A 24,102-nucleotide genomic window follows, 5' to 3' on the forward strand; every position below is an offset into this window, starting at 1 on the left:
ATGTTCCGCCCGCGGCCGGCGTCAAGGCGGCAGGAGGCAGCACCGCAAGGGTTACTCAGGCGTTGCGCAGAAGTTCCGCGGCCAACGCCCGGGTCACGGGACGGCCGAGCCGTAGCGCCTCGGTGTCGAGGAGCTCGACCGCCTGGCGGGCGGCGGCATAGGACCGCTCGATCCGGGTGGCGAGATAGCTCACGACAGTCTCGTCGATGCTCAGTTGGCGATCGGCGCAGAATTTGACGATCAGGCCGCGGAACAAGAGGTCGTCGGGCGGCGACAGCGACACCATGGGCAAGGCGCGCAGGCGAGAGCGGAGATCGCGGAGTTCGATCTCGTACGCCGACGGCGGAACGCGTGCAGTGATCAGAATGTAGGCCGCATCCTCCCGCGCCAAGTTCAGGAGATGAAACATCGCGCGCTCGTCGAAATCGGCGGGCCTCAGGTCCTCGACCACAAGTGCTCCGGTGGCGAGCGCGCCGGGGACGGCGGTGGCGTCAAGCGCATGCGCCGAAGTCGAGCGCGCACCGGCCTGTTCGGCCCAGATCGCGGCGAGATGACTCTTGCCGGAGCCTTCCGGTCCGACCAGCAGCATGATGCGGTTCGGCCAGTCCGGCCAGCTTTCGATCAGCGACAGCGCGGCCTCATTGGCCGGCCCTTCCAGGAAATTGTCGCGGGTCAGACTCTCCGCATGGGGCAATGCAAAGGCAAGCTGACGAGGTTGAACGCGAACTGCCACGCAAGTCTCCAGGCCGGGATTCCAGGGCATTCATAGCGTTTTCAAGCGAAATGGCTACCGGTTCGCGTGAAGAAAACGCGTCAAAACAAAGAAGAAGCTAGCGCGCTTCGATCGTGCTCATGTGCCGCACCCACTCGACGAGATAGAGCGAGACGGAAACAAGAGTAAAGACCGTAACGAATCCCATCAGGATCACGTCATAAGGCGCCGGCTTGAAATTGAAACCGAGCGAAGCCAGCACCAGCGCGGCGAATGCCACCTGTGCCACCGTGTTGAGCTTTGACACCATCAGCGGTTTCATCGGAATGGGCTTGTCGAACAGCCATGAGACGATCACGGCCGTGACGATCATGATGTCGCGCGACACCACGAGGATGACGAGCCAGCGCGGCACCGCGCCCCAGATGCCGAGCGCGACGAAGATCGAAACCAAGAGCGCCTTGTCGGCGAGGGGGTCGAGCAGGGCGCCGAGCTCGCTCGACATGTTGAACCGCTTGGCGAGAAAGCCGTCGACGGCGTCGCTGACCCCGGCAATGACGAAAATCGCAAAGGCGATTTCCATCTGGCTGGAAACGATCGCCCAGACGATGACCGGCACCAGAATGATGCGGCCCAGCGTAATGATATTCGGAATGCTCAACTCGGTCGCTTCCCGGCTCCCGGCCTAGATCCGGCCCCTGGCGGGTTCTGCCGGTTCTTATCTACATAGTATATGCGCCAAGCGCTTGCGAGCCATTGCAGGATCGCCGAATTCCTCGTAACCAGCGGTCATCATACTGGAATTTGGCCATGAACGACCGCAAAAACGGGCTCACTTACGCCGATTCGGGTGTTGATATCGACGCAGGCAATCGCCTGGTTGATCTCATCAAGCCGATGGTGCGCGCTACCGCCCGACCCGGCGCCGACGCCGAAATCGGCGGTTTCGGCGGCCTGTTCGACCTCAAGGCGGCGGGTTTCAAGGACCCTGTCCTGGTGGCGGCGACCGACGGTGTCGGCACCAAGGTCAAGATCGCCATCGAAACCGGCCTGCATGGCGGCATCGGCATTGACCTGGTGGCAATGTCGGTCAATGACCTCGTCGTGCAGGGGGCGGAACCCTTGTTTTTCCTGGACTATTTTGCCTGCGGCAAGCTCGATCCGGAGGCCGCTGCGGCCATCGTGGCCGGTGTCGCTGAAGGCTGCCGCGAATCCGGCTGCGCCCTGATTGGCGGCGAGACCGCGGAAATGCCGGGCCTCTACAAGGACGGCGATTACGATCTGGCGGGCTTTGCGGTGGGGGCGGCCGAGCGCGGCACGCTGCTGCCGAGCGCCGACATCGCCGTGGGCGACGCCGTGATTGGGCTGGCCTCATCGGGCGTTCACTCCAACGGCTTCTCGCTGGTCCGCAAGATCGTCGAACAATCCCGCGTGGCGTTCGACGCGCCGGCGCCGTTCTCGCCGGTCATGACACTGGGCGGCGCGCTGCTGACGCCGACGCGGCTCTATGTGAAGTCCTGCCTGCGCGCGATTCGCGAGACCGGCGCGATCAAGGGCCTCGCCCACATCACCGGCGGCGGCTTCACCGACAACATTCCGCGCGTGCTGCCCAAGCATCTCGGCGTCGGCATTGATCTGGCGCGGCTGCCGGTGTTGCCGGTGTTCAAATGGCTGGCCGAGCAGGGCGGCATCGCCGAGCTCGAATTGCTGCGCACCTTCAACTGCGGCATCGGCATGGTCGCCATCGTCAGGCCGGATGCGATCGAGAAGGTGACGGAAGTTTTGACCGAAAGCGGCGAGACCGTCACGCTGCTCGGCGAAGTGGTCCCGGTCGCGGGCGAACATCGCGTGGTCTACAACGGTCATCTCGATCTCGCGCAATGAAGCGTCGCGTCGCCATCCTGATCTCGGGGCGCGGATCGAACATGGCCGCGTTGATCGACGCGGCGAAGGCTGCGGATTTTCCAGCCGAGATCGTCGCCGTCATTTCCAATCGGGCCGATGCAGCCGGGCTGGAGAAGGCGGCCGCGAGCGGTATCAAGACCAAGGTGATCGAGAGCAAGCCGTTCGGCAAGGACCGCGCGGGCTTCGAAGCCGTCCTGCAGCGTGCGCTGGAGGAGGAAAACGTTGAGCTGATTTGCCTGGGCGGGTTCATGCGGCTGTTCACCGCCGAATTCGTTCAGCACTGGTACGGGAAGATGCTCAACATCCATCCCTCGCTGCTGCCGTCCTTTCCGGGGCTCGATCCGCACGGCCAGGCGTTAAAGGCCGGCGTGAAGATCTCGGGCGCGACGGTGCATTTCGTCATTCCCGAAACCGACGCCGGTCCGATCGTGATGCAGGGCGCGGTCACGGTGGCCGATGACGACACCGCCGAGACGCTGTCGCAGCGCATCCTCGGCATCGAGCATCGGATCTATCCCGAGGCGCTGCGCCTCTTGGCGAGCGGCAGGCTTCGCCTTGAAGGCGATCTCTGCAGGATCGCTGACAGCGCCGACCGCGACGGCACCCTGATTTCGCCCCGGACGATCTGATATTATCCGCGTGCGAAGTCGTGCGGCTGACGCGCGCGCGGCACAAATCCATCGAGGTTCCATGATCACGCTCTATGGCTCCGGGCCGAATTTCGGCCTTCCCGACGCAAGCCCGTTCGTGACCAAGGCCGAGACCTTGTTGCGGATGTCGAAACTGCCGTTCGAAAAAGCGATGATGAGCTTTTCGAAGGCGCCCAAAGGCAAGATTCCCTATATCGAGGACGACGGCCAGTTGCTGGGCGATTCCACGCTGATCCGCTGGCACCTCGAGAAGAAATACGGCATCGATTTCGATCAGGGTCTTTCCGCCGAGCAACTCGCCATCTCCTGGGCGTTCGAGAAAATGGCGGAGGACAATCTCTACTGGGCCAGCGTCTACTTCCGCTGGATGATTGACGACAATTTCCGCAAAGGGCCGGTCAATTTCTTCAAGGACGTGCCCGCGCTGGTGCGGCCCGTGGTTGTCGCGATGATCCGCCGCCGTCTGCGCAAAACGCTGCACGGCCAGGGGCTGGGCCGCCACTCCGCCGACGAGATCACCGCGATCGGAATCCGCTCGATCGATGCGATGGCGGCCTATCTCGGCGACAAGCCGTTCTTCATGGGCACTACGCCGGCTGGCATCGACGCCACGATGTTCGCGTTTGCGGTCAGTGCGATTTGTCCGCTGTTCGAATCGGATCTGCAGCGGGCGGCCGCAAGCCACGCCAATTTGCGGCGCTATGTCGGCCGCATGACCGCGCGATTCTATCCGGAACTCCAGGAGATCGCGGGTTGCCAAGCGGCGGCGTGAGTCCAGGGCAGCGCGCAAAGAAAACCCCCCGGCGGGGCCGGGGGTTCAAGGTGTTGTGGTCTAGGTGACCTTGAGGTTTTCCGCGGAAGTCTTTCCGCGATTTTCGACAAGGTCGTACTCGATGTGCTGGTTTTCGTTGAGAGTGGTGAGTCCCGCACGCTCGACGGCCGAGATGTGGACGAACACGTCCTTCTCGCCGACCGCCGGCTTGATGAACCCATACCCCTTGGTGGGGTTGAACCACTTGACGGTGCCCTTGTGCATCGCCATCGCCTGTCTCCAAGTTTGGACTTAGATAGTCCGGACAAAAAAAGACGCGGCCACGTTTTCCACGTGCCACGCCACAAACGGGCTTCCCGATAGCTGCTAGATTTCCTGCTCGCGAAACGCACAGTCGAACGGCCTGAATCCGATTGCACCGCGGATTGCAACACGAAATTTGGACATTCGCAAGGTTTTGGCTGACTGTTGCAAATCGTCCTGGTCTCGCGGGCTGTGGCAGCCGGACCACATTAGCGCGTATTCGGCGCCGCGCCGATTGACCCTTGCACGAACTGGGGGCAAATCGTTGCGGATTATCGGCATTTGCGCATTTTTTCGCCCTGGCGCTTCGCCCTTTGGAATGGATTGCATGCGCGGCTCACGGCGGTCCTCGCGAGCATTAGAAACCGGAACCGGGCGTGCGCTGGCGCGTCTGGCCGCGATTGCATTCGTCCTCATGGCCGTCATGTCCGCCGCGCACGCACAATCGCCGATACCTACACCCACGCCGACGCCCACGCCTTCGCCGACGCCGAGCCCAACTCCGACGGTAATCAATTCGACGGTCTCATCAGGCGCAGCGCTGACAAACCTCGGCAGCAATTTCCTGGAGCGGCTGGGCAATCAGTCGAGCAACGGTTTCAACCGCCTGCAGCGGACCAATCCGGGCGGCGGCGGCGCGTCCGAGAGTGTCGAAGCGCCGCGCTACCGGACCTGGTTCGAAGCATATGGGAATTCGACCAAGAACGGCGCTGTCGGCGATTTCGTCGGCGATAGCAGAAAGACCTGGGGCGGCGTGGCTGGTATCGGCGCGCGGGTCGCGCCGGGCATCAATGTCGGCTTCTCGGTCGACCAGAGCCGCTCCGCGATCGATATTCCGCTGGCGCTGCAATCGGCGACGATCGACCTGACACAAGTTGGCTTTACGGCCTCCGTCGATAGTGGGCCGTGGACGTGGGCGAGCGCGGTGGTGCACGGCTTCGGCAACATCCATTCGCGCCGCGATACTGGCTTGGGGATAGCGACCGCCGGATACAACGCGCGGCTCGACGGTGTGCTCAGCGAGATCAGCTATTACTGGTCCAAGGATCAGGGCCGCATTGTGCCCAAGGCCGCGTTCGAATATGTCCGCGCCCAGACCGGGGCGCTGCAGGAGATCGGCGGCCTCGATCCGGTGTCCGCGACGGGCGCGACCGTGCAGCGCGGGCGGCTGCTGATCGGCGCGGAGATCGGTCACTACTGGATATTCGACGGCAAGATTTTGGACCTGTCGGGCTACGGCAAGTTCGTCGACAATCTCGTGCAAAATTTCTCCGATATCACGGTCAGTCTCGGCGGCCAGAGCCTGACCCTGCAGGGCATCGGCGAGAGCCGCTATGGCGCCGATGCCGGCGCCTCCGCGTCGCTGAGCCTCACCAACACGGCGCGGCTCTACGTCAATTACGACGCCAAATTCCGCGCCGCGATGCAGTCGCATCAGGGCACGCTGGGACTGGAATTGAAGTGGTAGCGGCCTCTTCCTCGCTCCGCTCTTGCACGGAGAGGTAAGGGACGGCCTATGTCCGGTCGACCCTGACGACGCGGCCTTTCTCGATCGCGAGCGCCAGCCGGCCGTGCTTCAGCGCAATGGCGGCTTCGCCGAACAATTCGCGGCGCCAGCCGTGCAGGGCGGGAACGTCGGCATGATCGTCGGCGGCGATCTGGTCGAGATCGTCGACGGTCGCGATCACCTTGCTGGCAACGGCATGGCGCTCTGAGGTCATCCGCAGCAGCACTTTCAGCAGCTCGACGGTCGCAGCACCATTGGAATTGCCGCGTGGCTTTTCGATCTTCGGCAGCTTGTGGGGATCGCGGGCGAGCCCGCGCTGCACGGCGGCGATGATGTCGCTGCCCCATTTCGAGCGGTCAAAGCCCTTCGGCAGCGAGCGCAGGCTGGCGAGACGCTCCAGCGATGTCGGGGCGTGAGTCGCGATATCGCCGACCGCATCGTCCTTCAATACGCGCGAGCGCGGCACGTCGCGGCTTTGCGCTTCCTGCTCGCGCCACGCCGCGACTTCCATCAGCACGGCAAGCTCCTTCGGTTTGCGCACCCGCGTCTTGAGCCGCTCCCAGGCGCGCTCCGGATGGAAATCATAGGTCCTCGGCGAGGTCAGGACTTCCATCTCCTCACTGACCCAGTCGCTGCGACCGCGCTTCTTCAGGTCGGCGTCGAGCGCTGCGAAGACATCGCGCAAATGGGTGACGTCGGAGATCGCGTAGTGCATCTGCTCGGGCGTCAGCGGCCGGCGCGACCAGTCGGTGAAGCGGTGGGTCTTGTCCGGCCGGTGACCGGTGACGCGCTCGACGAGTTGGTCATAGGCGATGCTGTCGCCATAGCCGAGCACCATGGCTGCGACCTGCGTATCGAAGATCGGGTGCGGAATGGTACCGGATTGGTGCCAGACGATCTCGATGTCCTGACGCGCGGCGTGAAACACCTTCAGCACCGCCTCGTTTCCCATCAGTTCGAAGAACGGCTTGAGGTCGATGCCGGGCGCCAGCGTGTCGATGACGACGGCCTCGTCCGGGCTTGCCATCTGCACGACGCAGAGCAGGGGGTAGTAGGTCGTCTCCCGCAGGAACTCGGTGTCGACGGTGATAACCTTGTGCTGGGCGAGCCGGGAGCAGGCAGCTGCGAGGTCGGAAGTGGTAGTGATCAGATCCATGAACAATCCATGACGCGTCGGACAGGCGTTCTGCCGAAAACGCTGATATGTCAAGGGTGTCGCGGAGGATTTGAGCCCTGCATTTGAGCCTGAACACGGCTTTTTTGCGTCCCAACCGGGGCTGGGCGACGTCTGACAAGCTGTTCCGGCGGTCGGGCGGCGGCCGGGTGAGAAAAACAGGTTACTCCTAGCGGACGTGCCGCGACCGGCGCCGGCCCGACGGGATCGCTAGCACCGCGAGACAGAGAGCAATCATCACCATTCCCATGAATGCGAAGGCAAAGGCGTTCACGGCAATTCTCCCCGGTAAACCGTTAGACTTGTGCGGAGCGCGTTGACCATTTCTTAATTCTAGGAGCCGGGGCCGACGTGCATTTGCGCATGGTGGATGGGCGCTTAAGGAGTTGAGTTAACGGCCCCTACAATCTCCGCCCCGCTACTTGCCAACCAGACTGCACCTACTGCGGTCGAGTGGTCGGAAGGCATGGTGCGGAGGGATCGTTGCGACGAGCTTGACGAAATCCCATGGGCGTTTCGATTCCTCCGGTGACTTGACCTGAACGAGATAGAGGTCGTGCACCATGCGCTGGTCCTCGCGGATCCTGCCGTTCGGCGTGTAAGCGTCCGACACCGGCGTCGCCTTCATCTTAGCCATGACAGTCGCGCCATCATCGCTGTCGGTGTCCTTCACTGCCTGCAGATAATGGCGAACGGCGGAGTAGACGCCTGCCTGGATCTGCGAGGGCATTGCGTTCCTGCGGGCGAAGAAGGCGTCAGAGAAACGCCGCGCCGCCGGGGATAAATCCTCGAAGAAACTGGTCACGATGAGATCGCCTTTGGTCGCTTTGAGCCCGATCGCCTGGATGTCGACGTTCTGGAATGACATCGGCACGATCTTGATGCCTTGGCTGGCCAGCCCGAATTCCTCGGCCTGCTTGATGGCGGTCGCATTGTCGCCGGCGACGTTGATCGCCAGTATTTTCGCGCCCGATGCCTGCGCCTGCAACGGGAAGGAGCTGTAGTCGGGCGTACCGAGCTGCGCCTTGACGCTGCCGGCAACTTTGCCGCCAAGTTCGGCGATCCTGGCCCGCGCCGTTGCTTCGATCGAATGTCCGAACGCGTAGTCGCCGGTGATGAAGAACCATGGCTCCTTGCTAGTCTGCATGATGCCTGACACCACGGCCGTGGCCGTCGAATAGGCGTCCTGAGTCCATTGCACGCTGGTCGGCGCGCAGGCCTCGTCAGTGAGTTGGTTGGCGCCGGCGCCGGAAATCAGGAAGATCTTTCCATTCGCCCGCACCAGTTCCTGGACCGCTAGCGCCGAGCCAGAACTGCCGCCGTCGGCGATCGCCTGGACGCCGTCACGCTCGAACCATTTTCGTGCCAGCGATGTCGCAATGTCAGGCTTGTTCTGATGGTCGGCCTGCAAGATCTCGATCGGCTTGCCGTTGATCTTGCCGCCGAATTCTTCCGCCGCCATTCGCGCGGCCTCGACCGATCCGGCGCTCATCGCGGTTGCGAACACGCCGTTCATATCGGTGAGAACCCCGATGCGAACAGCATCGCCCTTGATCTCGGCCAGCGCCGACGATGCGGCGAGAATGATGGCGAGCAGTCCAATGGTCGTTGCCGATGTGTTGATATGGCCCACGTCGTTTCTCCAGTCGGTTTTTGTTTGGTTTTCGCCGGGGGTGCGTCGGCGTTTGTCGGTCACGCCGCTTCCGCGACAACCGTGTTACGGAGGATGCCGATGCCGCTGATCTCGACCTCGACGGTGTCGCCGGGACGCATCCACAAGGGTGGTGTGCGTTTGGCGCCGACGCCGCCCGGCGTTCCCGTCACGATCACATCGCCCGGAGCGAGGGGGCAGATGGTGGAGATGTAGGCGATTAGCTCGGGTACGGGGGTGATGAGAAGGTCGGTGGTGGTGTCTTGCACCACCACGCCGTTGAGCCGCGTTTGCAGCGTGAGCTTTGCGGGATCGGGAATTTCGTCAGACGTCACCATCCACGGCCCAAAGCTACCGCTTTCCGCGAACGACTTGCCCGCGAGAAACTGGCTGGTGTGGCGCTGCCAGTCGCGCACGCTTCCCTCGTTGTAACAGCCATAACCGGCGACATGCCGAAGCGCGTGGGCAGGGGCAATGTGTCGGCCTGCCACTCCGATGATAACCGCCAGTTCGCCCTCGTAGTCGAAATCGTCGCTTACTTTCGGTTTCACGAGGGGCTGCAGGTGTCCGACGTGGCTGCACGGGAAGCGCGCGAACAGGGCCGGCCTTTCCGTGACGGTCCTGCCAGTTTCTTCGACATGATCGCGGTAGTTCAGGCCGACGCAGATGATCTTGCCCGGATCGGAAATGACGGGCGCAAAGCTGAGCTCGTCGAGGTCATGGTCAGCCTGCGCTGATGTTACCAGCCGTGCTGCATCCGGCAGCCGCCCGCTTGCGATGAAGTCGCGAAGAGTCGCGATGCCTTCCGGCGCAAAACGGCGGCCGAGATCGACGACGCCGCCATTCGCCAGAACCCCGTAGCTCGGGCGCCCGTTCGCAGTAAATGACAACAACTTCATCGTAGCTCCCAATGGTTATGCAAGTGAGGACTCCGCCGTCATCGGCGTAACGGCAGGCGATTGGACGGCGGCTAGCAGGGCAGCGAAGTCGTTTTCGGACCGCGCCGCGCCGAGCACGTAGCGGTCGGGCCTCACCATCACTGCTTGGACATCCTGCTGAAGAAGCCATTGATCGAGACCAGCCGCTTCGCCGCTGCGGATGACGGTGATGTCGGCATTGATCAGTGTGGTGCGCGCACCCTGGGACAGACCCGCCAGGAAATTGGAATCGGCGAACAGGCAGTAGCGATATCCGACATGGTCGTCGCTGCGCCGTCCATCGGGAAGGAAGAATTGCGGCGCAGGTCTGCCAGCAAGAGCCATATGCCCGGCCGCAAGTCCGGGACCCAGCAGCGGCTTTTGGACGTCCAGCTTGGCGGCGGCGTTGTCGCGCGGCTGGCCCGTTGCAAGCCCAGCCTCCATCGCCTTGGTGTTGATGAGGCCGCCGAGACGGATCGCGAGTTCGATGAACTCCCGAACATGCGGCGATCGCTCGTTTTCATAGCTGTCAAGCAGGCCCGCCTCGGCGCCGCCGCGGAGAACGGCATGCAGCTTCCATGCAAGGTTGGCGGCATCACGGATGCCCGCGCACATGCCCTGTCCGAGGAACGGAGGCGTTTGATGCGCCGAATCGCCGGCGATGAACAGCCGGCCATTGCGCCAATGCTTTGCGATCGTCGAGTGGAAGGTGTAGACCGCCGCCCGTTCGATTTCGGCATCATCAGGCGAGATCCAGGGCGCGAGCAACTGCCAGATCTGTTCCGGTTGTGTGACTGCCTGCGTCTGCTCATCCGGAAGGACCGTAATTTCCCAGCGCCGGCGGTTGCCGGTCCCTCTGACATAGGTGGCGGGACGCTTCGGATTGCAGAACTGGATGCTGTGATTTCCGAGATCAGGACGATCGCACTTGAGCAGGGCATCGACGACGAGCCACCTTTCATGGAAGCCGAGATCGTCCATCGGCGATCCCATGAAGCGACGTACCAGCGATCGGGCGCCATCACAGCCGACCACGTAGCGGACGCACGTTTCCGCGAGCCGACCGGTGCTGAGGTCCTCATATCTGACGTGGACGCCATGCTCATCTTGGTCGACGGCAAACACGTCACACCGGTTGCGGACGACGACATGCGGCCAGCGCCGCAGGCCATCATTCAGCACGTTTTCGAGGTCCGGCTGATGGAAGCGATAGCTCAGATGCCAGCCCATCGGGGTGATTTCGGCCGGCCGCGGCCAATCGAGCATCAGGCGGCCATCGGTGTCGACGAACCGCATGCCCGGGCTGAGGATGACGTGAGGCAGCACGGCATCGCTCAGCCCGATGGTCTGAAAGACACGCATCGCCTCGTCATCGAAATGGACGGCGCGCGGCAAATGATAGGCCTGCGCCTCGCGTTCGAGGACCAGCGTGTTGACGCCGCACAGGCCGAGCAGGTTGGCCAGCGTCGATCCGACAGGTCCAAGGCCGACCACGGCGACGTCGAAGGAAGGCGTATGGGCGCTGCGAACGTTCATCGCGCCATCTGTTCGCAGCCGGGGCGGCGCTTCAACGTCCACGGCAAGACTGTCCGCGGAGCGGACGCCCTGGATCAGGCTGTGACTGGAATCTCGGCGGCGGCCGATTGCATCGGTTCGACGAAACCGGCGACCGCCTCATTGAGCGAAAGCGCCGACCTGATCCAGATGATGGAGATGCAGCCAAGGACGATGCCGCCACGGACCACGGGGACAGCGATGCTCGATGTTTTTGCGTTGAACTCACCCTCATTGCGCACGGCATAGCCGCGCTGCATCGTCTCCTTGATTATCCGGGCAAGATAGGCCTCGTCGAGAAACGGCCGGTCCTCCGCATCGTCGATGCGCCGCAGATGATGGAGGATAACGTCGCGTTCCGCCGCCGGGCAGGCGGCGAGATAGGCGCGTCCAGCGGAAGTTCGCAGCATCGGCAGCCGCTTGCCGATCATGCCCCGGTCAATCGATAGCGGGCTGCGCGGGTGGGTGGTCTCCTGGATCACCATCGCAGCATTCTCATAGGTCGACAGATCGACGGGCCAGACCAGGCGCTTGCTGAGCTCGGCGAGGTAGGGCGCGGCGGCCTGGCAGATCACGACGCCGGGATCATGTCCGTCGCCAAGGCTGCTGGCGCGCCGCGTCACCCTGAAACGGTCGTCGCTGGCGCTGCGTGCGACATAGCCAAGCTCTTCGAGGGTTTCGAGCAGACGGTAGACCGTGGGCCGCGGCAGGTTAAGCTGACGTGCGACGTCGCCCGCCCGGATTCCCCCCGAGCGGTTGACTTCGTGCAGCACATCGAGACCGCGCTTGAAGGCGCGCACGCCCTCCGACCGCCGCGGTTTTCCTGATCGCGTCCGCTCCTTGGACACTTGCGAAACCTCCCTTGTGCTGCCCAGCCCGTCGCCTCAGCATCGGCCCGGCGATTTGGCGGGATGCGCACTTTACACCACGCGTTCGCAGGGTCGGTAGCCAGCAAGTATTGTCGCAGCGATCCCGAGAAGGAACTGACATGGAAATTACCGCCTTGGGCTATATCGGGATACAGTCCTCGCAGTTGGACATGTGGGGCCGGATGGCCACCGGCCTGCTCGGAATGGAGCAGGTTGACCGCGGCGGCCTTGTGCGCGCCTTTCGGATGGATGACCGCAAGCAGCGGCTGATCATCGATGGTGGCGGCGACGCCGGGCTGACCGCGATGGGTTGGGAGGTTGCAACCTGCGCCGAACTCGATCGTCTGGCAGGCCGGCTCGACGATCATGGTATCGAGGTGACGCGCGGGTCGCGGGCGCTCGCCGGCGAGCGACACGTCGAGGAACTGATCTCGTTTCGTGATCCGGAAGGCAATCCGCTCGAAGCGTTTTGCAAGCCAGCGCTGGCCTCGACCCCCTTCAAGCCCGGACGGCCGATCTCAGGCTTCCGGACGGGTGCGCTCGGCATGGGACACGTGGTCCTCAGCGTCGAGAACGTCGAGCCATTGCTGCCATTCTATCGCGATCTGTTGGGCTTTAAGGTTTCTGACTTTGGCCTGAAGCCGTACAAGCTCTATTTCTTTCACGTGAACGGAAGGCACCACAGCTTTGCCATGGTGGGCGCGGGGCGCCGGGCGCTACATCATTTCATGCTCGAAGTGGGCCAGCTCGACGATGTCGGCCAGGGGTACGATCTGGCGCAGCTCGAGGAGGGGCGCATTGCCTATACGCTCGGCCGCCACACCAACGATCATATGACGTCGTTCTACGTCAACACGCCCTCGGGCTTCTTCGTCGAATATGGCTGGGCGGGTCGGGTGATCGATCCCGCAAGCTGGCAGCCGCACGAGACGTTCGATGGCCCTTCGCTCTGGGGGCATGAGCGCCTGCATATGCCGCAGGAGCAGCGCACGAAGATGCGGGACATGCGGCTTTCCGCAGCCGCGCGCGGCATCCGCGCGCCGGATCCGAACGTAGCAGCGTTGAATTGCGCGTGGTTCGACGCGGCGATTGCGCGCGAGTGAGGGGCAGCGAACGGAGCGTTGAACTCTCACGAACTCATTGCGAGCGAAGCGCGGCAATCGATCTTTCCGCGCATGAGGTGGCAATGGATTGCTTTCGCTTCGCTCGCAATGACGGGGATAGATCCGCGGCTTTACGTCCCGCAGAACGTGCGCAGCACGCGCTGATCTGGCAGCGGCGGATCGGCGTAGGCCGCAAACTCCGGCTGATCCTCATACGGCTTCGACAGCACCGTCAGCATTCCCTCGAACGGCGCGTAATCGTCATTCACGGCGGCCGCGATCACGGCTTCGATGCGATGGTTGCGCGGGATGAAAGCCGGATTGACCGCGCGCATCGCGGCCTGACGCTCGGTGGATGACTGCGGCTCGTCGGCGATACGCTTTCGCCACCGCGTCGCCCATTCGTCGAAGGCTGCGGGATCGGTGAACTGATCCCTGACCTTGCCGTCGGCGCCATCGCCGGCGGCATCGGAAAGACGGCGGAAGGTGAGGGTGAAGTCGGCCTGGTTCTTCGCCATCGCATCAAGCAGATCCTGGATCAGCGCTTCGTCGCCATCCTGTGTGGTGAACAGGCCGATCTTCTTGCGCAGGCCCGCCTGATAGGCGGCGGTGAATTTGTCGGCGAATTCGCCGAGGATGAACTGCGCTTGTTCGATCGCCTTCTCCTGATCATCGGAGAACAGCCGCAGCAGGCATTCGGCGAACCGCGTCAGGTTCCACAACGCAATCCTCGGCTGGTTACCATAGGCGTAGCGGCCGAGCTCGTCGATCGAAGAGAACACTTGCGCCGGGTTGTATTCGTCCATGAAGGCGCAGGGACCGTAGTCGATGGTCTCGCCCGAGATCGAAGTGTTGTCGGTGTTCATGACGCCATGGACAAAGCCGACCAGAAGCCAGCGGGCGACGAGATCCGCCTGGCGGGCGACCACGCCTTCGAGCAGAGCGTGATAGGGGCGCTCGGCCTTCGCCACGTCGGGATAGTGCCTGGCGATGACATGGTCGGCGAGGGCGCGCACGCCGTCGGTGTCGCCGCGCGCGGCGAAGAACTGGAAGGTGCCGACGCGGACATGGCTTGCGGCGATGCGCGTGAGCACCGCGCCCGGTAGCATCGTCTCGCGCATGACGCTTTCGCCCGTGATGACAGCGGCAAGCGAGCGCGTGGTGGGGATGCCGAGCGCGAACATCGCCTCGCTGACGATGTATTCGCGCAGGACTGGACCCAGTGCGGCGCGGCCGTCGCCCCGGCGCGAGAACGGGGTCGGGCCGCTGCCCTTGAGCTGGATGTCGCGGCGGACGCCGTCCTTGTCGATCACTTCGCCAAGCAGGATAGCTCGGCCGTCGCCAAGCTGGGGCACGAATTGCCCGAACTGGTGGCCGGCATAGGCCATGGCGATTGGATCGGCGCCCTCCGGAAGGCGCTTTCCAGCAAGGATTTCCGCTCCTTCCGGGCTATCCAGCACGTCGGGATCGAGCCCGAGATGGATGGCCAGGGCCCGGTTCAGCTTGATCAGCCGGGGGCTGGCGACGGGCGTCGGCGCCACCCGCGCGAAAAAGTTCGCCGGCAGGGCCGAATAGGTGTTCTGGAACGGAAAATGGATGGTCATGGCCTAGAGATAGGCGCGCTCCCCGAATAGGCAAACGGATCGGGCCCCAGGGGCCGGAAATCTCGCGTCCGGAGCACAAAACTGGGCCCGCCATTGGTTGCCGCCCCCTTCGGCGTCGGGTAAACCCTCCCGCAATTCGCGCGGGCTTTGGCCCCCGATTCTCACCTCCGACATCTGTTTTTTGGGACTTCCATGCATCGCTACCGGTCACATACATGCGGCGCGCTCCGTGAGAGCGACATCGGGCAAATCGCCCGTCTTTCCGGCTGGTGCCATCGCATCCGCGACCATGGCGGCGTGCTGTTCATCGATCTGCGCGACCATTACGGTATTACCCAATGCGTGGCAGACCCGGACTCGCCGGCGTTCAAGGAAGTTGAAAAGTTCCGCTCGGAATGGGTGGTGCGGATCGACGGCAAGGTGCGCCGGCGTCCCGATGGCACCGACAATCCGGAACTGCCGACCGGCAAGGTCGAGGTTTACGTCAGCGAGATCGAGGTACTCGGTCCGGCCGCCGAGCTGCCACTGCCGGTCTTCGGCGAGCAGGAATATCCTGAAGACATCAGGCTTAAGTACCGCTTCCTCGATCTCCGTCGCGAGAAGCTGCACCAGAACATCATGACCCGCGGCGCCATCGTGGATTCCATGCGCCGGCGGATGAAGGAGCAGGGGTTCTTCGAGTTCCAGACCCCGATCCTGACGGCGTCCTCGCCGGAGGGCGCGCGCGACTTCCTGGTGCCGTCGCGCATCCACCCCGGCAAGTTCTACGCGCTTCCGCAGGCGCCGCAGCAATATAAGCAGCTCCTGATGATGTCGGGCTTCGACCGCTACTTCCAGATCGCACCTTGCTTCCGCGACGAGGACCCGCGCGCCGACCGCCTGCCGGGCGAGTTTTATCAGCTCGATGTCGAGATGAGCTTCGTCACGCAGGAGGATGTGTTTGCGGCGATGGAGCCGGTTGTCACCGGCGTGTTCGAGGAATTTGCCAAGGGCAAGCCGGTCACCAAAGGCTGGCCGCGGATTCCGTTTGCGGAAGCCCTGCGTAAATACGGCACCGACAAGCCGGACCTGCGCAACCCGATTGTAATGCAGGATGTCTCAGAGCACTTCCGCGGCTCCGGCTTCAAGGTGTTCGCGCGGATGCTGGAAGATACGAAGAACCAGGTCTGGGCAATCCCGGGCAAGGGCGGTGGATCGCGCGCGTTCTGCGATCGCATGAACTCGTGGGCGCAGGGCGAAGGCCAGCCCGGCCTCGGCTACATCATGTGGCGCGAGGGCGGCGAGGGCGCGGGCCCGCTTGCCAACAACATCGGTGCAGAGCGGACGGCTGCGATCCGCGATCAGCTCGGCATGAAGGAGGGCGATGCCGCCTTCTTCGTCGCGGGCGATCCGGAAAAGTTCTGGAAGTTCTCAGGCCTCGCCCGCACCAAGGTGGCGGAGGAATTGAACCTGGTCGACAAGGACCGGTTCGAGCTCGCCTGGATCGTCGACTTCCCGATGTACGAGTACAACGAGGAAGACAAGAAGGTCGACTTCTCGCACAACCCGTTCTCGATGCCACAGGGCGGCCTCGACGCGCTGCAGACGCAGGACCCGCTGACCATCAAGGCGTTCCAGTACGACATCACCTGCAACGGTTACGAGATCGCCTCGGGCGGTATCCGCAACCATAAGCCAGAAGCGATGGTGAAGGCGTTCGAGATCGCGGGCTATGGCGAGAAGGATGTCGTCGAGCGTTTCGGCGGCATGTATCGCGCGTTCCAGTACGGCGCGCCGCCGCATGGCGGCATGGCGGCCGGCGTCGACCGCATCGTGATGCTGCTCTGCGGCACCACCAACCTGCGCGAGATCTCGCTGTTCCCGATGAACCAGCAGGCCGTCGACCTCCTGATGGGCGCGCCATCGGAAGTCACGACCAAGCAGCTCCGCGAGCTTCACATCCGGCTCAATCTGCCCGACAAGGGGTAGAGCGCTTACGAACGAACTGGACTCGCGACGGCTCAGAGCGCCGTCGCGGCCTCCAGCCGAAACTGCGACAAGGCCATCAGCGGATCGGTCTGAAGCAGCTGGAACAGCTGCATCGCCGGCACCTTGCCAAGCGGCGTCAGCTTGATCGTCAGTGCTGTCCCCGGCGTCTCGAAGAAGTGCGCGAGCGAGTCCGCGACCGCCTGTGCGTCGGGATTGCTGGTTGCCGTTTCGGCGCCGTTGTCCTTGATATCCTGGACGATGGCCAGCCGCGCCGCGTCACGGCTGATGTTCGCCGCCCGGGCGTAGTGGGCGACGACGAGATCGACGACACCCAGATCGTGCACCGTGAGCTCGATTCCGCCGGCCTCGATTTGCATGGCCATAGCCGCTGCCTGAAGCGGGTTGATCGAGAACACCTCGCGCGGCACGTTGGCGAGCGTAACTCTTGCCGACGCTTTCAACATACCGCCAAGCTCGACCATTGCCGGCTCCAGCACGAATGAACGTGATGCTTCGGTCCACGCCGTGCCGAGATCGAGATTGATCGCCATCTTGTCGAGGCCCGCGGCAACAAGCATTCGCTGGCTGGGATGCGTCGCGTCGAGTGGACCGGACAGTTTCGCGATCAGCCGCGCCTTGCTCGGAATCGGCCCGACGAACTGCCCCCAGTCCAGGCTGACGAGGTCGACGTTGATCGGCTTGCCGGTGTTTTTGTAGGGCGCCGCAAAGCCCTTCAGTTCGGCGCCCTCGAGCAACGCGATCATGCCTAGCGCCCGGTCGGGCGATGGCGGTTGCGCCGGATCTGAGAACAGCGCGCTCATCCGCAGCAGGCCGGCGATATCCAGGCTCTTGAGGGCGAAGCGGGCCAGCTTAATCGGACCCTGCGGCGTACGGCCGTCGAAACCTTCCACCGCAAATTCGCCGGTCTTTCCGTTCTCAAGACTGAAGCGCATCGATGCGAGTTTGAAGCCGCCCTCGGGCATCTCCATCGAGAGGCCGCGCATCTCGGCGTTTCCAATACGTACGCCCTCATAGATCTTGGCGAGCCGCTCCATCATTTCGCGCGTCTGCGCCGGCGTGGGCTGGGCCGTGCCTGCCGGTATTGTCGCGAGGAGCCCAGCCAATTGCAGCCGCGAGGGTCGCGCCCCGATATCGTCGGCCGTCAGTCCATCGATACGCATTGCGGGACCTTGCCCTGAGGTGATCGTGTAGGTGCCGATGCTAACCTGCCGGTAGACGCGGTAGTATTGATCGTCGTTGGCGCGCTGCGGATCGAGGATGACCGCGGCGGCTACCGTATCGACGTCGTGCGCAGCGAGATTTGCCATGTCGCCGGTGACCTTCTCGGACTTGCCTTTCGCCTGCGTGGTCCCTGTGAACGTCATTCGGTCGATTGTGACAGCGGCGATCTTGCCGGCCTTGATGTCGCGGAGCACAAGGTTGGAATAGGCGAATTCGCCGTTCCCCAGCCCGGGATTTCCCGAATTCATGGTGCCGGCAACGTTGGGCGCAGTGATCGAGGAGGCGGTGAGCGCGCCAAGCTGTTCGATAAGCGATCGATATAGGTCGAGCACCGTCGACTGTGCCGGTGTCCGCGGCAGGCTGGCCGGACCGGAAAAATCCTTGGCCACGATCCGCGGCACCTTGTAGGTGACTTGCCAATCCGCCGCTGCCGGCATCCTGGTATTCAGTTCGAGATCGATCGCCTCAATGGCATCAGCCGAGAATCGACCCGCCTCGGGCTGGCCGACCCCGGAGGCGACGATGCTGGCGATCTTCACGCGCACCGGCGGCTGCATTGCCGATTCCGTCGCGATATCGTCGATCCGGAGCGTGCGGCTTCTCAGGTCGAACGAGACCTTGCCGTGGCCGGCCTTGCCGCCTGCGGCTCTGATCTGTTCGAACGCGGCCTCGACCTCGCCCGCGATCCGATGCTGCGTGTACAACTCGAAGCCGAAGAAGCCGCCCACCGCGATCACGACCGCGGCGACCAGACCCAGCAGTATTTTTACCATTAGTTGTGCTCCGGAAGCCGACTATTCGCGGGGGGCAAATTTGCCACATTGTCGGTCAGGGGGGACGGGTAGGGAGGAAAATATGCTATCGGCTTTGCTGCTTTGCGTCGATGCCCCTGTTGATGGGAACGCGCCGAGATGTTGCATCCGAGTGGCTGCCCGTGCTTCACATCCGCCTCAATCTGCCGCAAAACCGACGGTCCGAACGAAGGCCGGCCTCGGCACGTAATTCGGGGTCGTTGAAGCCCATGGGGGAGTGTATGTCGTCCTATTCTGAAGATCTCCGCTCCGCGGCGCTTGCCTACCATCGGTTGCCACGTCCGGGTAAACTCGAGATCCAGGCGACCAAGCCGCTCGCCAACCAGCGCGACCTCGCGCTGGCCTATTCGCCGGGTGTCGCGGCGGCCTGCACCGAGATCGCCAACAATCCAGGCGAAGCAGCGTCGCTGACATCGAGGGCCAATCTGGTCGCCGTGGTTTCCAACGGTACCGCGGTGTTGGGGCTTGGCAATATCGGACCCTTGGCCTCCAAGCCCGTCATGGAAGGCAAGGCGGTTCTGTTCAAGAAATTTGCCGGCATCGACGTCTTCGATATCGAAATCGCCGCCGACACGATCGAGCGCGTGGTCGAAACGGTGGCGGCGCTGGAGCCGACCTTCGGCGGCATCAATCTCGAGGACATCAAGGGGCCGGAATGCTTCGAGATCGAGGCGCAGCTCAAGGAGCGCATGAAGATCCCGGTCTTCCATGACGACCAGCATGGCACGGCCATCATCGTGGGCGCCGCCATCGTCAATGGCTTGCTGCTGAACGGCAAGAAGCTCTCGGAGGTGAAGATCGTCTGTTCCGGCGCGGGCGCGGCGGCGATCGCGTGCCTCAATCTCCTGGTCTCGATGGGGGCGCAGCGCAAGAACATCTGGGTCTGCGACATCGACGGCGTGGTGCATGAGGGCCGCAACACGCTGATGGACCGCTGGAAGGCGGTCTATGCGCAGAAGACCAATGCCCGCGTGCTGGCCGATGTGATCGGCGGAGCGGATATCTTCCTCGGGCTTTCGGCGCCCAACGTGCTGACGCCTGACATGGTCAAGCAGATGGCGGACAAGCCGCTGGTGATGGCGCTGGCAAATCCGGTCCCGGAAATCATGCCGGACGAGGCCCGCAAGGCGCGGCCCGACGCCATGATCTGCACCGGGCGTTCCGACTTCCCGAACCAGGTTAACAACGTCCTGTGCTTTCCATTCATCTTCCGCGGTGCGCTCGACGTCGGCGCTACCGGGATCAACGAGGAAATGAAACATGCCGCCGTCGAGGCGATCGCGCAGCTCGCGCGCGACCCGCCGTCGGATGCGGTGGCGCAAGGTTTTGACAGCGGCGAGGCGCAAGGCTTCGGCCCGGGCTCGCTGATTCCGAGCCCGTTCGATCCGCGGCTGATCCTGCGGATCGCGCCCGCGGTGGCGCGGGCTGCGATGGAATCCGGCGTGGCGACGCGCCCGATCAAGAATTTCGAAGAGTACAAGGCGCTACTTGAGCGCTTCGCCTTCCGCTCCGGCCTCGTCATGAAGCCGGTGTTCGCCAAGGCCAAGACCCAGCCGGTGCGCGTGATCTATGCCGAGGGCGAGGACCAGCGCGTGCTGCGCGCCACGCAGGTCGTGCTGGAAGAGAAGCTGGCGCGGCCGATTCTGGTCGGACGGCCGTCGGTGGTCGAAGCCAGGATCAAGCGGTTCGGCCTCTCGATCAAGGCCGGGCAGGATTTCGATCTCATCAATCCCGAGGACGATCCGCGCTATCGCTCCTATGTACAGACCTATATCGACGTGGCAGGCCGGCGCGGCGTCACGCCCGAAGCGGCACGCACGGTGGTCCGCACCAACAACACCGTGATCGCCGCGCTTGCGGTCGTCCGCGGCGAGGCCGATGCCATGCTCTGCGGCGTCGAAGGTCGCTATATGAGCCATCTGCGCCACGTCCGCGAGATCATCGGCTTCCTGCCTGGCGTCAGCGATTTCGCGGCGCTGGCGATGATGATCACCAGCAAGGGGTCCTATTTCATCGCCGATACCCAGGTGCGGCCCAATCCGAGCGCCGAGGAGCTTGCGGAAGTGGCCTCGCTGGCGGCCAACCATGTGCAGCGCTTCAACATGAAGCCGCGCATCGCCTTTGTGTCGCATTCCGACTTCGGTAGTTACGACACCGACTCCTCGCGCAAGATGCGCCGCGCCACCGCGCTGCTGCGGGAGAAGCATCCGGAAATCGAGGCCGATGGCGAGATGCAAGGCGATACCGCGCTTTCCGCCGCCGCGCGCAAGCTCGTGCTGCCGCACTCGAACCTGGAAGGCGACGCCAACATCCTGATCATGCCGAACCTCGACACCGCCAACGTCGCCTACCAGATGATCAAGACGCTGGCGGACGCACTGCCGGTGGGGCCGATCCTGATCGGACCTGCACGCCCGGCGCATATCCTCACCCCTGGCGTCACCGCGCGCGGCGTACTCAACATGACGGCGGTTGCCGCCGTCGAAGCCCAGGAGCGAGCCGGCCGTCAGCAGCCAACCCTGTTCGGGTAGATCCCTGTTCTGGCCGAACCAGACCAGCATCTGGCCTTTGTTCTGACGCGTTTTCTTCGCGGATCGTACATGTCCCCGGGATAACTCCGGGGCATGGGGCGAATGCGCCATGATCAGCAAAGCGCCTTGGTTCTGCTTCGATCGGGAGGTCTGTTAGCGGCGCGTGCAGGCTTCCCGCGCGGATGGTTTCGATTTGAGCGTTTGAAAAGCGGAGACGAAACGCCCATAATCGTTTCGCGCCGCCTGCTAATTTTGCATGCCATTCAGTGAGGCCAATCCCATGCCAGCGTTAGTTACCTTCGGGCGAGTCCTGTTCGCCGTGCTCTTCATGTACACGGGGGCGACCAAGCTGTTCGCCATACAGCCGACGGCGGACTTCATCGCGTCCAAGGTGACCATTCCCGCAATGCTTGCGCCCTATACCTCGCAGCTTGAGACCATGACCGGCATGCCGATGCCGCAACTACTGGCGATGGGCGCCGGTGGCTTCGAGATCCTCGCTGGCCTGATGATCGCGGTCAATTTCGGCGCACGCTTCTTCGCGATCCTTTTGATCTTCTTTGTGATCGCCACAACCTTCTACTTCCACGATTTCTGGAATCAGCCGGCGCCCGAGAACGCCAAGACGCTGATTGAAGCCCTGAAGAACCTGTCGATCATCGGCGCCCTGTTCATGATTGCAGGCTACGGCAAGGGGCCGCGGCCGAACGAGCCGGCCTACGGGGATATCTAAATCCGGTAGCCGGCTTCAGGCGAAGTCAGAAATTCCTGATGATGACGGGTGGCTCCTTCGATGCCACCGTGGCGCTCTGCGGCGGCGCGACGTATTCGATCTGCGCGGTGCGCGCCGCGATCCGCCGCGCCTGCAGCCAGTTCGGGAACCACATCGCGATCGCCGGGAAGATCAGGACCAGCGCCACGCAAGCGACCTGCAGCACCATGAAGTCGGCCATGCCGCGGTAGATCAGCCGCAGATTCCATTCCTTGACGACCTGCTTGAGATAATAGGCCGACATCGCGACGGGCGGCGACAGGAACGCGGTCTGCAGCACCACCGCGACGATGCAGCCGAACCAGACCATGTCGTAGCCGAGGCCCTTGGCGACAGGCGCGAGCATCGGCAGGAAGATGAAGACGATCGCCGGCCATTCGAACGGCCAGCCGAGCAGGAAAATCAGGGTCAGCAGCAGGGACATCGTGCCCCAGGACGGCAGCGGCGAGGCGAGCAGCGCCTTGGTCATCCAGGTGGCCGTGCCGAGCCATGAGAAGACGGCGCCGAATACGTTGGAGGCGACCGCAAGCAACAGCACCATGCTGGTCGTTGCCAGTGTGGCATAGCAGGCATCCAGTAGCCCGCGCCATGTGAACCGGCCGTAGGCAATGACGAGGAGGATCGCCCCCAATGCGCCGAACGCCGCTGCTTCCGCGGCGGTCGTGATACCGGCGAGGATGGCGCCGAGGGTCAGGATCGTCAGGATGGTCACCGGCACCAGACCGACCAGACACTCCCACAGCACGATTCGCACCGAATGGGGCCGCTCCTCGACCGGCACCGGCGGGCCGAGCTTCGGATTGAAGTAACAACGGATCAGGGTGTAGGCGATGAACATCGCGGACAGCAGGAAGCCCGGACCGAATGCCGCCGCATAGAGATCGATGATTGAGATATCGAGCACGGGCGCCATTACGACCAGCATCACCGACGGCGGAATCAGGATGCCGAGCGTGCCGCCAGCGGCGATTGAGCCGGCCGACATGCGCACATCATAACCGGAGCGGATCATCATCGGGCCCGCCATGATGCCGAGCAGCGCGACGGTTGCGCCGACGGTCCCCGCAGCGATCCCGAACAGTGTCGCCGTGAGAATGACGACTACGTAGAGCGCGCCATTGAGCGGCGCAAACAGGTCGCGGAACGCTTTGAACAGCCGTTCCATCAATCCGGCCTGGTCGCAGACGAAGCCCATCAGGATGAACATCGGCACTGCGACGAGTTCGTCCTGCTTCATTAGGCCGATGGTCTGCAGGTAGGCGAGGTTGAACACGCGCTCGCCCATGCCGACGTAGCCGAACGACAGCGCCAGGAACAATAGCGTGAAACTGATCGGCAGGCCGATGAAGATCGCCCCCAGCATCACCAGGAGCATGGCAAGTCCGAGGAGTTCGAGTCCCGTCATATTTCGATCTTTTCCTTGTGCTCGAACTCGCGCCCGAACTGAACCTGGTACCAGCACTTAAGGACCTCTGACACGCCCTGGATCATCAGAAGAAGGGCCGCCAGCGGGATCGTTGCCCGGAATGGCCACATGATCGCACGCCACACGCTTTCCTGCGACCGTTCGCCCGTGTCGTAGGAGTGCCATGCGTCGTCAATGCTGATCAGCATGAACGTGATCATGGCCGGATAGAAAAACACCAGGTAGGAGACCAGGTCGACGATGCCCTTCTTCCGTTCCGAGTAATTCTCCCAATAGATATCGGTGCGGACATGGGCACCCTTGAGCAGCGCATAGGCTGCGCCGAGCATAAAGGCCGCGCCGTTGGCCATGAAGCTCGATTCGTAGACCCAAACGGTTGGCGCGCCGAAGCCGTAGCGCATGACGACCTCGTAAGAGATCGTCACAACGAGAAACAGCATCGTCAGGGCGATGAGTTTGCCGGTCGCATCCGTAAAGCCGTCGATCAAGCGAATGATCGCATAGAACGCGCGCGGGAATTCTCTACCCTGATTGCCAGGCACCGAGGCGCTGGTGGTGTCCGACGACATGATCGCTCCTATTTCGGCAGTGCAGTGCTGGCGTCCGGCAGTTGCGGACGCCAGCAGCTTC

The 24,102-nt window shown here is 63.2% G+C and carries 20 protein-coding genes; 8 read left to right on the plus strand and 12 right to left on the minus strand.

The window, feature by feature from the left end; genetic code table 11:
• Window positions 1-55 precede the first annotated feature (55 nt).
• Window positions 56-733 (minus strand): P-loop NTPase family protein, encoded by a 678-nt coding sequence (locus J6524_RS00925; RefSeq protein WP_225668314.1) that lies wholly within the window; start codon window positions 731-733, stop codon window positions 56-58.
• Window positions 734-830: 97 nt separating this feature from the next.
• The gene (locus tag J6524_RS00930; protein WP_028346428.1) at window positions 831-1,373 is read right to left on the minus strand and encodes a CDP-alcohol phosphatidyltransferase family protein; all 543 of its coding nucleotides are present in this window, start codon (window positions 1,371-1,373) and stop codon (window positions 831-833) included.
• 149 nt (window positions 1,374-1,522) lie between these two features.
• On the opposite strand from J6524_RS00930, the gene purM reads away from it, so the two are divergent.
• The 3 genes from purM to J6524_RS00945 all read left to right on the plus strand — a co-directional run bounded on the left by purM (window position 1,523) and on the right by J6524_RS00945 (window position 4,039).
• Window positions 1,523-2,596 (plus strand): phosphoribosylformylglycinamidine cyclo-ligase, encoded by a 1,074-nt coding sequence (gene purM, locus J6524_RS00935; protein WP_225668315.1) that lies wholly within the window; start codon window positions 1,523-1,525, stop codon window positions 2,594-2,596.
• Window positions 2,593-3,246, plus strand: a complete 654-nt coding sequence (purN, locus tag J6524_RS00940; RefSeq protein WP_225668316.1) for a phosphoribosylglycinamide formyltransferase — start codon at window positions 2,593-2,595, stop codon at window positions 3,244-3,246. Before purM ends, purN begins: the two co-directional genes overlap by 4 nt.
• A gap of 61 nt (window positions 3,247-3,307) precedes the next feature.
• Window positions 3,308-4,039, plus strand: coding sequence for a glutathione S-transferase family protein (locus J6524_RS00945; protein WP_225668318.1), 732 nt, complete (start codon window positions 3,308-3,310; stop codon window positions 4,037-4,039).
• 60 nt (window positions 4,040-4,099) lie between these two features.
• Here the strand turns inward: J6524_RS00945 and J6524_RS00950 are convergent, their stop codons facing one another.
• On the minus strand, window positions 4,100-4,303 hold the full coding sequence (locus tag J6524_RS00950) for a cold-shock protein (protein WP_171711436.1): 204 nt from the start codon (window positions 4,301-4,303) through the stop codon (window positions 4,100-4,102).
• A gap of 358 nt (window positions 4,304-4,661) precedes the next feature.
• Here J6524_RS00950 and J6524_RS00955 point away from each other — a divergent pair, with 358 nt between their 5' ends.
• Window positions 4,662-5,810, plus strand: a complete 1,149-nt coding sequence (locus J6524_RS00955; RefSeq protein WP_376711964.1) for an autotransporter outer membrane beta-barrel domain-containing protein — start codon at window positions 4,662-4,664, stop codon at window positions 5,808-5,810.
• A gap of 46 nt (window positions 5,811-5,856) precedes the next feature.
• Here the strand turns inward: J6524_RS00955 and rnd are convergent, their stop codons facing one another.
• The 5 genes from rnd to J6524_RS00980 form a co-directional block, all read right to left on the minus strand.
• Window positions 5,857-7,005, minus strand: a complete 1,149-nt coding sequence (rnd, locus tag J6524_RS00960; protein ID WP_225668320.1) for a ribonuclease D — start codon at window positions 7,003-7,005, stop codon at window positions 5,857-5,859.
• Window positions 7,006-7,441: 436 nt separating this feature from the next.
• A complete protein-coding gene (locus J6524_RS00965; RefSeq protein ID WP_225668322.1) occupies window positions 7,442-8,656 on the minus strand; it encodes an ABC transporter substrate-binding protein in 1,215 nt (404 codons plus the stop codon).
• A 59-nt stretch (window positions 8,657-8,715) separates the two neighbouring features.
• Complete coding sequence (locus J6524_RS00970) at window positions 8,716-9,573, minus strand: fumarylacetoacetate hydrolase family protein (RefSeq protein WP_225668323.1); 858 nt, start codon at window positions 9,571-9,573, stop codon at window positions 8,716-8,718.
• 15 nt (window positions 9,574-9,588) lie between these two features.
• On the minus strand, window positions 9,589-11,127 hold the full coding sequence (gene mhpA / locus J6524_RS00975) for a bifunctional 3-(3-hydroxy-phenyl)propionate/3-hydroxycinnamic acid hydroxylase MhpA (RefSeq protein ID WP_225668325.1): 1,539 nt from the start codon (window positions 11,125-11,127) through the stop codon (window positions 9,589-9,591).
• 74 nt (window positions 11,128-11,201) lie between these two features.
• Window positions 11,202-11,993 carry a DNA-binding transcriptional regulator gene (locus J6524_RS00980; RefSeq protein WP_225668326.1) on the minus strand — a complete coding sequence of 264 codons (792 nt, stop codon included), beginning with the start codon at window positions 11,991-11,993 and terminating at the stop codon, window positions 11,202-11,204.
• Between the two features lie 140 nt (window positions 11,994-12,133).
• On the opposite strand from J6524_RS00980, the gene J6524_RS00985 reads away from it, so the two are divergent.
• On the plus strand, window positions 12,134-13,117 hold the full coding sequence (locus J6524_RS00985) for a VOC family protein (protein WP_225668327.1): 984 nt from the start codon (window positions 12,134-12,136) through the stop codon (window positions 13,115-13,117).
• Window positions 13,118-13,248: 131 nt separating this feature from the next.
• On the opposite strand, the gene J6524_RS00990 is transcribed toward J6524_RS00985, so the two are convergent.
• Window positions 13,249-14,721, minus strand: coding sequence for a protein adenylyltransferase SelO (locus tag J6524_RS00990; protein ID WP_225668328.1), 1,473 nt, complete (start codon window positions 14,719-14,721; stop codon window positions 13,249-13,251).
• 192 nt (window positions 14,722-14,913) lie between these two features.
• On the opposite strand from J6524_RS00990, the gene aspS reads away from it, so the two are divergent.
• The gene (gene aspS / locus J6524_RS00995) at window positions 14,914-16,689 is read left to right on the plus strand and encodes an aspartate--tRNA ligase (protein WP_225668329.1); all 1,776 of its coding nucleotides are present in this window, start codon (window positions 14,914-14,916) and stop codon (window positions 16,687-16,689) included.
• A 32-nt stretch (window positions 16,690-16,721) separates the two neighbouring features.
• Here aspS and J6524_RS01000 read toward each other — a convergent pair whose 3' ends face one another.
• On the minus strand, window positions 16,722-18,704 hold the full coding sequence (locus tag J6524_RS01000; RefSeq protein WP_225668330.1) for an aq_1923 C-terminal domain: 1,983 nt from the start codon (window positions 18,702-18,704) through the stop codon (window positions 16,722-16,724).
• Window positions 18,705-18,964: 260 nt separating this feature from the next.
• Between J6524_RS01000 and J6524_RS01005 the strand changes: the two genes are divergently transcribed.
• Both J6524_RS01005 and J6524_RS01010 read left to right on the plus strand, forming a co-directional pair.
• Entirely contained in the window at window positions 18,965-21,274 is a 2,310-nt protein-coding gene (locus J6524_RS01005) for an NADP-dependent malic enzyme (RefSeq protein ID WP_225668331.1), read from the plus strand.
• Between the two features lie 280 nt (window positions 21,275-21,554).
• Window positions 21,555-22,007 (plus strand): DoxX family protein, encoded by a 453-nt coding sequence (locus tag J6524_RS01010; RefSeq protein ID WP_225668332.1) that lies wholly within the window; start codon window positions 21,555-21,557, stop codon window positions 22,005-22,007.
• A 25-nt stretch (window positions 22,008-22,032) separates the two neighbouring features.
• On the opposite strand, the gene J6524_RS01015 is transcribed toward J6524_RS01010, so the two are convergent.
• Window positions 22,033-23,451 carry a TRAP transporter large permease gene (locus tag J6524_RS01015; protein ID WP_225668334.1) on the minus strand — a complete coding sequence of 473 codons (1,419 nt, stop codon included), beginning with the start codon at window positions 23,449-23,451 and terminating at the stop codon, window positions 22,033-22,035.
• A complete protein-coding gene (locus J6524_RS01020) occupies window positions 23,448-24,041 on the minus strand; it encodes a TRAP transporter small permease subunit (RefSeq protein WP_225668336.1) in 594 nt (197 codons plus the stop codon). The genes J6524_RS01015 and J6524_RS01020 overlap by 4 nt, the downstream gene beginning before the upstream one ends.
• Window positions 24,042-24,102: the final 61 nt, after the last annotated feature.

The organism is Bradyrhizobium hereditatis (genome assembly GCF_020329435.1).
In the GTDB taxonomy this organism is placed as follows: domain Bacteria; phylum Pseudomonadota; class Alphaproteobacteria; order Rhizobiales; family Xanthobacteraceae; genus Bradyrhizobium; species Bradyrhizobium hereditatis.